15 protein-coding genes are annotated in these 13,849 nt (G+C 48.5%); 13 read left to right on the forward strand and 2 right to left on the reverse strand.

Features of this window, described 5'->3' with window-relative positions:
• Nucleotides 1–18 precede the first annotated feature (18 nt).
• Entirely contained in the window at nt 19–846 is an 828-nt protein-coding gene (locus tag MHH86_RS06020; protein WP_036681776.1) for a carbohydrate ABC transporter permease, read from the forward strand.
• A gap of 90 nt (nt 847–936) precedes the next feature.
• Here MHH86_RS06020 and MHH86_RS06025 read toward each other — a convergent pair whose 3' ends face one another.
• Nucleotides 937–1,938 (reverse strand): lipoate--protein ligase, encoded by a 1,002-nt coding sequence (locus tag MHH86_RS06025; RefSeq protein ID WP_036681778.1) that lies wholly within the window; start codon nt 1,936–1,938, stop codon nt 937–939.
• A gap of 227 nt (nt 1,939–2,165) precedes the next feature.
• On the opposite strand from MHH86_RS06025, the gene MHH86_RS06030 reads away from it, so the two are divergent.
• From MHH86_RS06030 to MHH86_RS06050, 5 genes are read left to right on the forward strand one after another with little or no spacing between them, the layout of a single operon-like run.
• Nucleotides 2,166–3,254 (forward strand): threonine-phosphate decarboxylase, encoded by a 1,089-nt coding sequence (locus MHH86_RS06030; RefSeq protein WP_076274608.1) that lies wholly within the window; start codon nt 2,166–2,168, stop codon nt 3,252–3,254.
• Nucleotides 3,255–3,257: 3 nt separating this feature from the next.
• Nucleotides 3,258–3,404, forward strand: coding sequence for a hypothetical protein (locus MHH86_RS06035; protein WP_155986560.1), 147 nt, complete (start codon nt 3,258–3,260; stop codon nt 3,402–3,404).
• On the forward strand, nt 3,379–4,116 hold the full coding sequence (locus MHH86_RS06040) for an adenosylcobinamide amidohydrolase (RefSeq protein ID WP_036681780.1): 738 nt from the start codon (nt 3,379–3,381) through the stop codon (nt 4,114–4,116). Before MHH86_RS06035 ends, MHH86_RS06040 begins: the two co-directional genes overlap by 26 nt.
• 49 nt (nt 4,117–4,165) lie before the next feature.
• Complete coding sequence (cbiB, locus tag MHH86_RS06045; protein WP_339211492.1) at nt 4,166–5,125, forward strand: adenosylcobinamide-phosphate synthase CbiB; 960 nt, start codon at nt 4,166–4,168, stop codon at nt 5,123–5,125.
• An 8-nt stretch (nt 5,126–5,133) separates the two neighbouring features.
• Entirely contained in the window at nt 5,134–5,814 is a 681-nt protein-coding gene (locus tag MHH86_RS06050; RefSeq protein ID WP_076274610.1) for a histidine phosphatase family protein, read from the forward strand.
• A 98-nt stretch (nt 5,815–5,912) separates the two neighbouring features.
• Here MHH86_RS06050 and catA read toward each other — a convergent pair whose 3' ends face one another.
• The gene (gene catA, locus MHH86_RS06055; RefSeq protein ID WP_038569162.1) at nt 5,913–6,572 is read right to left on the reverse strand and encodes a type A chloramphenicol O-acetyltransferase; all 660 of its coding nucleotides are present in this window, start codon (nt 6,570–6,572) and stop codon (nt 5,913–5,915) included.
• Between the two features lie 143 nt (nt 6,573–6,715).
• Here catA and MHH86_RS06060 point away from each other — a divergent pair, with 143 nt between their 5' ends.
• The 7 genes from MHH86_RS06060 (at nt 6,716) to cobS (ending at nt 13,444) form a co-directional block, all read left to right on the forward strand.
• Nucleotides 6,716–7,252, forward strand: a complete 537-nt coding sequence (locus MHH86_RS06060) for an ATP-binding protein (RefSeq protein ID WP_036681786.1) — start codon at nt 6,716–6,718, stop codon at nt 7,250–7,252.
• A 124-nt stretch (nt 7,253–7,376) separates the two neighbouring features.
• Complete coding sequence (locus MHH86_RS06065) at nt 7,377–8,828, forward strand: PLP-dependent aminotransferase family protein (protein WP_076316904.1); 1,452 nt, start codon at nt 7,377–7,379, stop codon at nt 8,826–8,828.
• 13 nt (nt 8,829–8,841) lie between these two features.
• Entirely contained in the window at nt 8,842–9,774 is a 933-nt protein-coding gene (locus tag MHH86_RS06070) for a D-alanine--D-alanine ligase (protein ID WP_036681791.1), read from the forward strand.
• Nucleotides 9,767–10,930, forward strand: a complete 1,164-nt coding sequence (locus MHH86_RS06075) for an aminotransferase class I/II-fold pyridoxal phosphate-dependent enzyme (RefSeq protein ID WP_038569166.1) — start codon at nt 9,767–9,769, stop codon at nt 10,928–10,930. The genes MHH86_RS06070 and MHH86_RS06075 overlap by 8 nt, the downstream gene beginning before the upstream one ends.
• A gap of 95 nt (nt 10,931–11,025) precedes the next feature.
• Entirely contained in the window at nt 11,026–12,087 is a 1,062-nt protein-coding gene (gene cobT / locus MHH86_RS06080) for a nicotinate-nucleotide--dimethylbenzimidazole phosphoribosyltransferase (protein ID WP_076316905.1), read from the forward strand.
• Entirely contained in the window at nt 12,084–12,632 is a 549-nt protein-coding gene (gene cobU / locus MHH86_RS06085) for a bifunctional adenosylcobinamide kinase/adenosylcobinamide-phosphate guanylyltransferase (RefSeq protein WP_036681798.1), read from the forward strand. The genes cobT and cobU overlap by 4 nt, the downstream gene beginning before the upstream one ends.
• Nucleotides 12,629–13,444, forward strand: coding sequence for an adenosylcobinamide-GDP ribazoletransferase (cobS, locus tag MHH86_RS06090; protein ID WP_076316906.1), 816 nt, complete (start codon nt 12,629–12,631; stop codon nt 13,442–13,444). The genes cobU and cobS overlap by 4 nt, the downstream gene beginning before the upstream one ends.
• The last annotated feature ends 405 nt before the right edge of the window (nt 13,445–13,849 follow it).

Genomic DNA, 13,849 nt, shown 5'->3' on the forward strand with positions numbered 1-13,849 from the left:
GAAAGGAAAAGGAACGTTATGAAAAAAGTGAGAGCATTGCTCATACAGCTTCCCTTATGGATTTATTTTATCATTTCCATCTATCCGCTATTATGGATGATTTCTTATTCTCTGAAAAATAACGATGAGATTTTTGTCACCAACCCTTTCGGATTTCCGACTAATTTCCGGATTGAAAACTATGTGGCCGCTTGGTCACAGTTCAATATACCGCGATATTTTACGAATAGCTTGGTAGTCTCTACGATTTCAACGCTACTTATTATCATATTATCGCTGATGTTCTCATTCGCAATTTCCCGGCTGCGGTGGAGATTCCGTGAAGGGGTCAGATTGTATATGACGATCGGAATGTTCATGCCGCTGCAGGTAATTATGATTCCACTTGCCATACTCGTACGGGATTTACATCTGACTAATACCTACGGTGGGCTGATTGTTCCTTATGTCGCCATTGGATTGCCGTTCTCTTGTCTGGTATTCTACGGCTTTATGAAGGGTATCCCTGGGGAGCTGGAGGAATCCGCTTGTATGGACGGCGCGAATGTATACCGGATGTTTCTGCAGATTATTGTGCCGGTTGTAACGCCAGCTGTCGCAACAGTAGCCATTTTTCAATTTCTGAACAACTGGAATGAATTTTTGCTGGCTTATATTCTGATCTCTGATGAGGGGATGAAAACACTGCCGCTGGGTCTATTGTTCTTCCAAGGCCAATACAGCACAGACTGGGGTGGCATGGGGGCGGTTATGACGATGGCGAGTCTGCCAATGGTTATTGTCTATTTGTTCTTTAGTGAGCAGGTGGAACGGGCAATGACAGTTGGATCTGCTGTAAAAGGATAAAGCGAAGAGTATTAATTCATGCAAAAGAGGACTTCTGGCGAATGCGCAGGAGTCCTCTTTTTGATTCAAATCATGACCAGTGAATTCATCCTATTCCTCTAGGAAGACCAATCCGATAAAATCCTCCGGCTCAATACGACCGAAATAATGCTTCAAATCGAGATCAGCTAATGCTTCTCTAACCTCAGCCTCGTCATAACGTTTGCCACGAAGTGCATTTTCAACATCTACTACGTCACCGACTCCGAAGAAGTCACCATAGATTTTGATGTCTTTAATGAGGGAATCTTCAATATCCATCCGAATATCAATAATTCCGGCAGGGAATTTGCGCGTGTGCTTAACGTTGCTTTTTGGTGACAGACCGTAGTTCCAGTCCCAGTTCTGGTAGTGCTCCTTGGAGATCTCGTTAATTTTGTCCCAGTCGGCTTGTTGCAGCTTGTACTGAGGAACCTCAGAAGAATCCATGCCAAAGATCGAACGCAGCAGGCCGGCGCGGAACTCCTCGATCGTCATATCTGTACCCAGCAGCTCTTTGATATTCGCTACACGACTGCGTACGGATTTGGTGCTCTTTGATTTAAACTTCTCTGGATTCACTTTTAGAGAGGCTTGTACATCATCTAAATTAAGATTGAACATCAAGGTACCATGGCTGAACATACGTCCGCGTGTGGAGAACTGAGCGTTACCGGAAATCTTTTGCTCACCAACTTGCAGATCATTCCTTCCGCTTAGCTCGGCGTTAACGCCCATGCTTTGCAGGTAATCGATGACCGGTTGGGTGAATTTCAAAAAGTTATGAAAGGATTGGCCGTCATCCTTGGTAATAAAGCTGAAGTTCAAATTTCCAAGATCGTGATAAACAGCTCCACCGCCGGATAGACGACGTACGACCTGAATATTATTATCTTTTACATACTCTTGGTTAATTTCTTCGATAGTATTCTGATGTTTCCCGATGATGATGGATGGGCTGTTGATATAAAAAAGCAGGTAACTCTCGTCCATCGGCAAGTGCTTCAGCGCATATTCCTCAATCGCCAAATTGATGGATGCGTCAGTAATCCCTGTGTTATCAATAAAAAGCATAGTGAATTCCTCCGTCGCAGCAAAATTGATTACAACCTTCATTTTAAACCAAAAGCGGTTTTTTAACAAAAGAGATCACATCTTTGAGATTCATGTCGGTTTGGGGGAAGCAGGGGATTTAGCTGGTTCCTTCTGCGAAAGCATTGACGTTCTTCCGGCAAAGAGTCAATAATGGTGGCAATGACATACATATCGTGCTAGAGAAAGTAGATAGAGGGAGTGTAATTATGCTTGAAAAATATGGACATGGCGGTGATTTGCTGACGGCAGCGGAGCTCTATGGAGAAGCTGGGGGCACATTTCTCGACTATAGTGCCAACATCAATCCACTCGGTCCTCCACCGGAAGTTTTGGAGCTGCTTAGAACAGCACTGTCAACGGTGGTTACATATCCGGACCCTGGACACCGACGCTTTAAACAACTACTGGCGGAAAATCTTGGCGTAGATAGTGGCTGGTTAACCGTGGGTAACGGAGCAGCGGAATCTATGGCTTTGCTGCTGTTGGCGATAGCTCCGCAAAAGGTTGGCATCGTGGAACCTTGTTTCTCTGAGTATAGGCAGCTTTCCGGGCAATTTGGTGCTGAAGTATTGTCGGTCCAGGGGACTAGGGAACAGCATTTTCGCGCTGGAGTGGAGGAGATTGCCGGGCTGCTGGAACAGGTGGAGCTGTTATTTCTCGGACAGCCGAATAATCCCAATGGAGTTCAGTATGCTGTGGATGAACTGCGCTTGTTAGCGCAGAAGGCTGAAAGCTGCGGGACTTATTTGGCTGTGGATGAAGCTTTTATTGACTTTATCCCGGAGTCAGAGCGAAATACACTCCTGCCGGAGCTGGAGCAGTTTCCGCATACGGTTCTGGTGCGGTCGATGACGAAGTTTTATGCGATTCCCGGACTGCGTCTCGGGTTTGCGATTTCGCATCCGAAGCTGGCGAAGGCGATGAGCGGAAAGCAGGTCACCTGGAGTGTGAACGGCTTGGCGCTGCTGGCAGGGGAAGCCTGCCTTACAAGCGGACGTGACTATGAACAGCGCACGCGTGAGCTTATTGCAGCAGAACGCGAAACGCTGCGGCAGGGTCTAGTGCAGTTGGGCTGCGATGTCCCACCGGGAGAAGCCAATTTTCTGCTCTGTGGCTTGCCGTCACCGTGGAGTGCGGCTGAGCTGCAGACTAGGCTTGGCCGCGTAGGTATACTTGTGCGCAGCTGCGCTATGTATGCAGGGTTAGCTTCAGGGCATATTCGAGTTGCTGTTAAGGGACATGAGGATAATGCCCGCCTTTTGCTGCAGATGGCGGAGATTCTAGCGACTAAGTGACAGGTGCACGTATTCTTTAATGATGTGCGGAGCGAGCTGACAGCGCTATTGGCGGGGCATCCTTTCGAGGATGGTTGTAAGTATTCAATGAAAGAAATGAGCGGTGAAAGGAGCGGGATCGGCTATGGTGGAAGTGAAGATTCCATTTAATCTTGCAGGGGGAATCAGGGAGTATCGTCCGGCCGTCTGGCCAGGACTTGCTCTGCAGTGGAAGGATAAGCATCTGCTGCTGGAGCTGCCAGCAGAAGCGGATGGTTTATCGAGCGCGTTCTACGGCGGAGGAATGAACCGGCTGCAGCGGGCGGTCAATTTATATGTTGATCGCAATTACGAATGTAGTGATCCTGTCCAGGATATGGAGAATAAGCTGCGCGATTGGGGTTATCCTTTATCCGGCTGTGCCGGTCTGATGACGGCTGTACCGCTAGAGCATGCAGCGGTAGCTGAAGAGGACACGGGTTCAGCGGGGATTTTTGTTTGCGTTACAGCCGCCGCAGGAAATGCTGCGCGCTCAGGCGTGGAACGCAATGTATTGGCTGTGTATCGGCCGGGTACGATTAACATCATGCTCTGCATTGATGGCCGCCTGACACCGGCGGCCATGGTCAATGCTGTGCAGACAGCTGTCGAAGCCAAAGCTGCTGCGCTGGCAGATCTCGGGATTACCGATCCGGAGAATGGCCTAATCGCAACCGGCACAACTACGGATGCTATTGTACTCGCTGTGAGCCAAAGCGGGAGATACAGCGCCGAGCATGTCTACGCCGGAACAGCAACCGATCTCGGAGGCGCTATCGGCCGGCTTGTATATAGCGCTGTGACGGGCAGCCTGCTGTCGGTGCAGGCAAGGAAGGACAGCTAATGACAATGGATAGCTGGAGAAGTAGAAGATTGTTCAGAGGTGATTGCCTGTGACAATCGCTTTGGTGTTGCTTGCGGCTTATGTGATTGACCGGATCGTAGGTGATCCGCGTAACCTGCCTCATCCCGTAATTGGTATGGGCAAAGCAATTACGGCTCTGGAGTGGGCGATCCGTCGTTTATGGTGCCGCCCGCAAAGCCTGCGCAGAGCTGGGGTGTTACTTCCGCTATGTGTGGCGGGCGGTGCTTGGGCACTGACAGCCATCCTGCTATGGCTGCTGTCATATATCTCACCTTGGCTCGTCTGGATAGCCGAGGTTTGGTTGATTTCAACCACGATTGCCTCCAAGGGACTAAAAGATGCAGGAATGGCGGTGTACGTGGAATTGCAGAAGGGCGATCTCCCTGCTGCCCGCAAGGCTTTGGGGATGATCGTGGGACGTGATACGACTTCGCTAGACGCCCCTGAAATTGTCCGTGGAACGGTGGAGACCATAGCAGAGAATATTGTCGATGCGATTATTTCTCCACTTTTCTACGCGCTGATTGGCGGTGCGCCGCTTGCTATGGCTTATCGGGCGGTCAATACACTCGATTCAATGGTTGGTTATAAGAACGATAAATACCGTGATCTCGGCTGGGCATCTGCCCGGCTCGATGATGTTGCTAATTTCATCCCGGCACGGATTACGGCATTACTTTTGGCTCTATGTGCAGGGATGCTTCGTCTGGATTGGCGTAGTTGCCTGCAAATGGTGAAGCGGGATGCACATCTACATCCAAGCCCTAACAGCGGTTATCCAGAATCAGCTGTGGCTGGCGCACTTGGCATCCGACTCGGAGGCGAAAATGTGTATCATGGCGTCGCTTCTTTTCGGGCTTATATGGGTGATCCGGTACGTACGATGGAACCAAATGATATTATCCAGACCTCGCGGATGATGATGCTCTGCTCTTCAATATTTGTAGGTCTATGCGCGGTTGCGGCATGGATATGGATTGGAGGCTGAGCGTCGGTATGGCAATTCCCTCTATAGAGCTTGAGCTAGTGCTTATCCGACACGGGCAGACGAAATGGAATGTTGAGCATCGTTACCTGGGACATACGGATCTTCCATTGCTTCCTGACGCAAGTGAGCGGCTATCCCAACTTCAGCAGCAGATCTGCATGCAGGCTGAGTTATCAGGTGGTTTTTGGCGTGTGTTCTGTAGCAATTTGCTAAGATGTCAGGAGACCTTGGCTTTCGTAGCACCTTCACTAGAGCAGGACGCTATTTACGATCAGCGGCTTCGTGAAATGAACTTCGGAGCTTGGGAAGGCTGCACCTATGAGCAGTTGAAAGATAACTCTCTATATAGACGTTGGATTGATGATCCTTCAAAGGTTACACCGCCAGAAGGAGAATCGTGGACAGAATTCGATGCACGGTTGCGTAGTTTCCTGTTAGATCTAGGTCAAGCTGCTATGGCTGCATTTGGATGCTGTGCTATCAAGGAGAAAAAAAGTGAGGTTACATCGAATAGAGTAATGGTAGTGACGCATGGGGGGGTAATCAGGAATTTACTTGCACAGTTAGTTCCTGACCTCACATTCTACAGTGCAGTGGCTCCTTCTCCAGGGAATGTAATGGTACTAAAAATACTCTGGCAGCATGGACAATGGTCAGCTGATAAAGCTGATATTGTGGAAAAAGGATGATTACATGAAAAAAGGGTTCCACATCATTAGGAAAACCTAATAGGTGGAACCCTTTATGTTTGAACTATCGTTTGCTGTCAGCAGAATAACGTGGTTAATTAGAGGTTAGGTAACCATTCCGTATAGGTATCTGCACGTGATTGTAATTCATTATACAGCATGCTGGCATGGTAACCGTCGCACACAGCATGGTGGAATTGCCCCGAGATGGGTAATAGTATTTTTTTGTCTTGCTGAAAATATTTCCCTATCGTAAAGATGGGAAGTAGGTAGGTTCCCTCGTTATACACGTTCAGGTTAAAGCTCGTGAAGCTGACCCACGGAATGCTGGAAATAGGGAAGGTGTTCGATGGTTCGTTTGCTTTAGCGATAAATTGTTTCACACTTCCGTACATTTTCATATCATCGAGATAACGGTTATAGAAATCATTAAACTGTTCACCGTACGAAGTCCAGATGCTTGAGAAAGTTTTATCATCATCATGGAAAATTGTAAAACTAGGTGATAAGCTATCCCAATAACCTAATCTACCTTCAGAATCAAAACATGTGCGGAATTCACTATGACGGTTCACCACCGTAGTTATCATGTGGATTAGTGCTGGGTACAGCTTAATTCCCTTATGCTTAAGCTCTGACAGTAGAAGGGTGATATCAATATTTACGGTCATGCTATAGGTGCATCTGACATTGTTTAAATAATGTTCAAAATAGGGTTTTCTACTCCAGTTATCAATGACAATCGGGTTAAAAATCATTTATTATGACCTCCTAAAATTATTTCATTTTTCATTTTTAGGAGGTCTGCTGGACTGATTTCACCATAACCTTATCACTATCCCTTGAGAAAGTATTTTGTAACGATGAGTATACCATCAATTGGAAGGGAGATGCATTTATAATGCTGAGCGAAAAGTTAGTTATTGAAAAATTGCTTCAGCAAAAGCGTACGAGTGTTGCTTCCATCGTAGTGATGATGTGCGGTGTAGCGGGGTCGGGTAAAACAACTTTTGCTAAAAAGCTGGAGAAAGAGGGATTCGCCAGACTTTCGATAGATGAAGATATTTGGGCCACGCACGGCCGTTTCGGGGTGGATTATCCAGAGCAGAATTATGAGTTCTATAAAGAAGAGTCGGAGATAAAACTGCGGGGGGAGCTGGTGAATCTGCTTCAGGCAAAACATCATGTTGTCATCGATTTCAGCTTCTGGCAACGTCAGAGACGGAACGATTACAAGCAACTTATTGAGGATTATGCTGGCGTGTGGGAACTGATTCACTTAAAGGTTCAGCCGGATGAATTACGTCAGAGACTGCTTATCCGGAGTGAACGTTTTGACGCCAATGCCGCATTTCCGATTACTGAGGACATATTAACCCGGTTTTTAAATGGTTTTGAGATCCCTGCTGGAGAAGGGGAGCTTGTGATCGAAGCATAGATCTGTAACTTGATTTTTGGGCATTTGTCCCCTCATAGAACCACAGCCGGATTAAAATCCCATGGCTGTGGTTCTTTTTTTAAGCGAGTGATTGTGCCATGATAGTCATGGGGGCGATTGAGAGATGTTTAAGGATTTTAAGCTCATAGCCGGACGGCCGGTGTATATACAAATTAAAGACTATATGAAGCACTTAATCATAAAAGGCGGTCTGCAAGGCAATCAAAAGCTGCCCTCCACACGAGAGCTCAGCACATTGCTTAAGGTTAGCCGCAACTCCGTAATCTCTGCTTATGCAGGGCTTGAGGATGATGGCTTTGCTTATGCCGTGCAAGGGCAAGGAAGTTATGTTGCAGCTACGCCGCCCGGCAGTGAAACGATCTCTTCCTGGACGATGGACTGGAAGTCACGTCTCAATGATCGCGCGGTGCTGGCGGAGGAACTGGATATCATGAAGCGCGGGATTCGAGCGGAGAAGGGGACGATCTCCTTCACCAGCATAGCGCCTGATGAGAGTCTTTTTGATCTGGATAATGTGAAGCGGTCCTTTATGGATCGGATGTCGGTAGAAGGCAACGTTCTGCTAAATTACGGCTATGCCAAAGGGTATAAGCCTTTAATAGACTATTTGAAGCAGTATATGGAGCACAAGGGCGTTGAAATGAGGGGCAAGGATATATTGATCACCAATGGTTTTACAGAGGGGTTCGATATTGTATTGTCTGCTCTGAGTAAAAAAAATGGTTCGGTCATTTGTGAGAATCCGACGCATCATACAGCGATCAAAAATTTGAAGCTGAACGGTTTTGAGATCACCGGGATTTCGATGGAGCGTGATGGGATTGATTTGGCGGAGCTGGAGAAAGCATTGCAACAGCAAGCTTTTGACTGTGCATACTTCGTCCCTTCTTACCATAATCCGACCGGAATTGTAATGTCTCCAGAGAAAAGACAGCGGCTAATGAAGCTGATGAATCGCTACCAAGTCCCGGTGATTGAGGATGGTTTTAACGAGGAATTACGATATTCGGGCTCACATGTGGCTCCACTTATCGCAGCAGCAGGCAGCGGCAACAGCGTGATTTATCTCGGCAGCTTCTCCAAGGTATTATTTCCGGGACTACGTGTAGGTTGGGTGCTGGCGGATCAGGAGTTGATTAATTCCCTCGAAAGCGTCAAGCGCGCCCGTACCATTCATACCTCGACGCTGGATCAATCCATTTTATATCAGTATTTATTGGGTGGCCATTTAGAGAAATATTTGAAAAAAGCCAGAGCGGAATACAAACGAAAGTATGAATTAACCCTGCAATGCTGCAAGGATTGTATTCCTTATACGGCGCTGTCAGGGGACGGTGGCCTGCATCTTTTTGTATCCTTCGCGGAGGGCTTTAATACAAGGACGCTGTTGGCGGCCTGTCATGAGCAAGGGGTTATTTTTACAGCAGGAGATATATTCTTCACGGACGGTAAGGGTCAAAATACGATACGGATCGGTTTCTCCAGAGTGACGGATGAGGATATCCGCAAGGGGATCGAGATTATTGGCAGAACAGCTCGACAACTAATGGGATAAAGAGGTGCTTGAGATGAAGGTAGGCGTAATTATGGGCGGGGTATCCTCAGAGTATGAGGTATCCATGAATAGCGGTAGAGAAATATTGAAGAATCTAGACCCCAATAAATATGAAATTATTCCAATTGTGATCACCAAGCGTGAGGAGCTTATTGAGCAGGCAAAAGGGATCGATATCGCACTGCTTGCACTTCATGGAGCTTACGGCGAGGATGGTACGGTTCAGGGGACGCTGGAGACGATGGGGATTCCGTATACGGGCAGCGGGGTTTTGTCTAGCAGCATTTGCATGGATAAAGATCTCTCCAAAAAGCTTATGCGCTGCGCAGGCGTCAATACAGCAGATTGGCTATGCTGGGACAGTATGAAGGATTATTCGGCTGAAGTGGTGGAACGGCTCGGATATCCGGTTATGGTGAAGCCATGTTCAGGCGGCTCGAGTATCGGAATGGAAAAAGTGAGCAGCAGCGAGGAGCTGTTGTGCGCAGTGCAGAAGGCTTTTGCCTGTGATCAGTCGATTTTGATTGAAAGCTACATTCAAGGCCAAGAAATTACCTGTTCTATTCTAAACGGAGAGCTGCTGCCTATTCTGGGAATTACCTCAGCAAATGCCGAGTGGTTCGATTACAGTGCTAAGTATGAAGAAGGCGGAGCAGATGAACGGGTCATTGAATTGCCTACTGAAGTGCATGAGCGGGTACGCGAGGCTGCCTTGAGCTGTTATAAAGCACTAAAATGTAGCGTGTATGCACGGGTTGATATGCTGCTTAAAGAGGGTATTCCTTATGTGCTGGAGGTGAATACGTTACCAGGCATGACGAAGGCCAGTCTTTTACCCAAAAGCGCGCAAGCGGCAGGCTACACCTTCAGCGGACTACTGGACGAAATCATCTCCCTTTCCCTAACGGAAAAGAGTGCAAAAGAAGAGGTGTACAGCCATGCATAATGAATGGATTGCTCCACGAGTGCGGGAGATTGCGCCATCGGGGATTCGGGCTTTTTTTGACCTAAGTACGGGGAATCAGGATATTATATCGCTGGGTGTAGGGGAACCAGATTTCGTTACACCGGAGCATGTAAGAGCTGCCTGTATTCGTGCCTTGAACAATGGGGAAACGATGTATACGCCAAATTCCGGTTTACTGGAGCTTAGAGATGAGATCGCTTCTTATCTGCACACAAGTTTCAAGCTTCGCTATGAGCCAAACGATGAGATTATGGTTACGGTGGGAAGCAGCGAGGCTGTGGACTTGGCATTACGAGCTTTCATTACACCTGGGGATGAGATTATCGTCCCTTCTCCGAGCTATATCGCATATTCGCCGATTACCCATTTGAACGGGGGGGTTACGGTGGAGGTAGAATCATCGGCCGAGCAGGGGTTTAAGCTTACTGCTGAAGCGTTACGGAAGGTGATTACCCCGCGTTCGAAGCTTCTTATGGTGAATTTTCCGACTAATCCTACAGGTGCAGTAATGACTTATGAGGATTGGCTGCCTATTGCACAGATTGTAAAAGAGAATAACCTACTGGTCATTTCAGATGAAATTTATGCCGAGCTTACGTATGACAGTCAGCATGTCAGCATCGCCTCTCTTCCCGGGATGCTGGAAAGGACGATTGTGATTAGCGGCTTCTCCAAAGCTTTTGCAATGACTGGCTGGAGAGTTGGTTATGCTTGTGGCGATCGAGAATTAATTGCTGCGATGCTAAAAATCCATCAATACACTGCGATGTGTGCCCCCGTGCTCGGTCAAATTGCTGCGATTGAATCATTGCGCAACGGAATGCAGCATAAGGAACACATGAAGCAATGCTTCGATGAGCGGAGAAAGCTGCTGGTTAGTGGGTTTCGATCCATAGGACTACCTTGCCATGAACCTGCGGGCGCATTTTATGCCTTTCCTTCCATCGCTCACACCGGAATGAAATCAGAAGACTTCGCTTTGCAGCTGCTCAGGGAGGTCGGTGTCGCTGCGGTTCCGGGTCATGTGTTTGGAGCAGGCGGAGAGGGTTATATTCGCTGCTCCTATGCCGCTTCCTTACAAAAATTGACAGAGGCGCTGGAGAGAATCGAAGATTTTATGAAAGTGAAGTTGTAATTCTAGAAGTCCCCCTCTATCATAGATGGGGGCTTTTCTGCGAATATGAGATAGAATAGGTTATACGGATACATTTAATAGGAGGTCGTAATTATATGCTTTCAGATATTCAAGACGTAATTAAACAAATCATTCCGGCTGATGATCAGTCCATCCTCAAGGCGGAGCATCGGCTGAACATTCTGACCAAACCTCCGGGCAGTTTGGGACAATTGGAACCTCTAGCTGTTAAGCTCGCTGGAATTTCGGGTACGGAGCAGCCTAGTTTCACCAAACGAACAGTTGTTGTGATGGCTGCTGATCATGGGGTGTGCTGCGAAGGGGTGAGCGCATTTCCACAGGAAGTCACGCTGCAGATGGCCCATAACTTTCTCAGCGGTGGAGCGGCTGTAAATGTATTGGCACGTCAAGCTGGGGCAGAGGTACAGTTTGTTGATATCGGCATAAACGGCGATCTTAGTCATGTCGATCTGATTGATCGTAAAGTGCGCCGGGGAACGGATAATATGGCTGTGGAACCTGCGATGAGTCGTGAGGATGCCATGAATGCTCTTCTTGTTGGGATAAGAGTTGCGCAGGAAGCGGTTAAGAACGGAACGGAGATTTTTATAACAGGCGAAATGGGCATTGGGAATACTACGGCTAGTGCTGCCATTCTATGTGCTCTCAAAGGAATAGCCCCTGAAGTAGCTGTGGGACGAGGAACGGGAATTGATGATGAACGTTTACTACATAAAATTGCAGTAGTGGAACGCGCCTTAAAGGTAAATCAGCCGAATTCAGCAGATCCGTTGGATGTATTATCTAAAGTTGGCGGACTGGAAATCGCTGGATTGGCGGGACTGATTCTTGGTGCGGCTGCTAATCGGACACCTATCATTTTGGATGGTTTTATTTCGGGGGCGGCAGCGCTTGTGGCAAAAGCCCTTGCACCTGAATCCATCGCTTATATGATAGCCTCTCATGTATCAGGAGAACGGGGTCATAAGCTAATGCTAGAGCAGCTTGGACTTGAACCGCTGCTTAATCTCGGTCTGCGATTGGGTGAGGGAACAGGGGGCGTATTATGCCTTCATTTAATCGAGGCGATCTGCCGCATTTTGAGCGAAATGGCAACCTTTGAAAGTGCAGGCATCTCTGGAGCTGGTCAACGATGAGCATTCTTGTAACGGGAGGCGCACGTAGCGGTAAAAGTGGTTTTGCAGAAAAATTGATGCATTCACTGGCAGATCAGGCCTTCTATGTAGCAACCGGACAGGCTTTTGACGACGAAATGAAGGAACGGATTGCTCTGCATCAGCATCAACGAATGGAAAGTGGTTACGCTTGGGAGACGCTTGAGGAACCGTATGATTTACCAGATCTGCTAAAGCGATTATCGGGTGAAAAAGCGGTGCTCGTAGATTGTTTAACCTTATGGTTATCCAATGCATTATTGGCCGTGGAAGGTTTTGAAAATAGGCAAGAGCTTGTTGAGAGTGAGATAACAAGACTTGAAGACAGTGTGCGTTCTTTCCAAGGGACGCTTATTCTGGTCACTAATGAGGTTGGCGACGGGATTGTTCCGGAGTATGCGCTTGGCCGATTGTATCGTGATCTGGCGGGACGAATGAACGCGCTGATCGCTCGGCAATGCGAACAGGTCTTTCTAGTAACTGTTGGGATTCCGATTGAGCTGAAGAGCAGGGAGTATCGTTTATGAGGGAGCGTAGGGATGCGGCCGTAGCTGCCTTTCAGTTCTTATCACGATTTCCTGTAAAAGGTGATCCGGGATTCTCTCCTGAACTGCTGCGCCGCAGTGTGATCTTCTATCCCATGGTAGGCGCAGCAATTGGGCTGTGCGTAGCTGCTGGAGCAGCCCTGACGGGATTGCTTTTACCTGCTTGGCCAGCAGCAGTGATCACTCTGATTCTGTGGGTAAGCCTCACAGGCGGGTTGCATCTTGATGGCTGGATGGACAGCGCAGATGGTCTGCTCAGCTATCGGCCACGGGAGCGTGCCCTGGAGATTATGAAGGACAGCCGTGTGGGTGCGATGGGCGTACTCGCCTGCGTGCTGCTCCTGCTGTTTAAAGCTTCTTTGCTGGCAGCTCTAATCGAAGGCTACGCCTACTACGAGCTGCCGCTGCTCTTGGTACCAGCGGTCTGGAGCCGCTGGTATATGGTGCGGGCAATGGTGCGTTATCCCATTGCCCGTGGAGACGAGGGGCTGGCCGCGAACTTCGCCGGCCTAGCTTCCTCGCATGAGCGGCGCGCGCTGGCAGTCGCCGCGCTGCTCTCGCTGGCCGCCGCCGCTGCGCCACTGGCGCTCGGCGCTGGCTTAGCCGCGTGGCCGCTGCATCTGGCGGCAGCTCTGCTGCTGCCGGTCGCGGCCTTGGCCTGCGGCACCGCAGCTGCGCGGCGGATCAGCAGCCGGCTCGGCGGGCTCACCGGCGACGTGTACGGCGCGCTGAACGAGCTGCTGGAGGTTGTGCTGCTGCTAGTGTTATTGCTGCTCCAGCACAATTTAATGTAAGCTCCACGGATGTATCTTGAGTAATTTGCAGTAGGTAGCCCCACGGATGAACCTTGAGTAATTTGCAGTAGGTAGCCCCACGGATGAACCTTGAGTAATTTGCTGTAGTAGCTCTACGGATGAACCTTGAGTAGTTTGCTGTAGGTAGCCCCACGGATGAACCTTGAGTAATTTGGTGTAGGTAGCACCACGAGGGAACATTGAGTGATTTGCAGTAGGTAGCACCATAAGTGAACTTTGAGTAGTTTACTGTAGGTAGCTCTACGGGTGAGCCTTGAGTAGTTTGCTGTAAGCAGCTCCACGGATGAACCTTGAGTAATTTGCTGTAGTAGCTCTACGGATGAACCTTGAGTAGTTTGCTGTAGGTAGCCCCACGGATGAACCTTGAGTACAATTTGTTATGAG

The sequence above is a fragment of the Paenibacillus sp. FSL F4-0097 genome (genome assembly GCF_038593125.1).
Classification (GTDB): domain Bacteria; phylum Bacillota; class Bacilli; order Paenibacillales; family Paenibacillaceae; genus Paenibacillus_AQ; species Paenibacillus_AQ odorifer.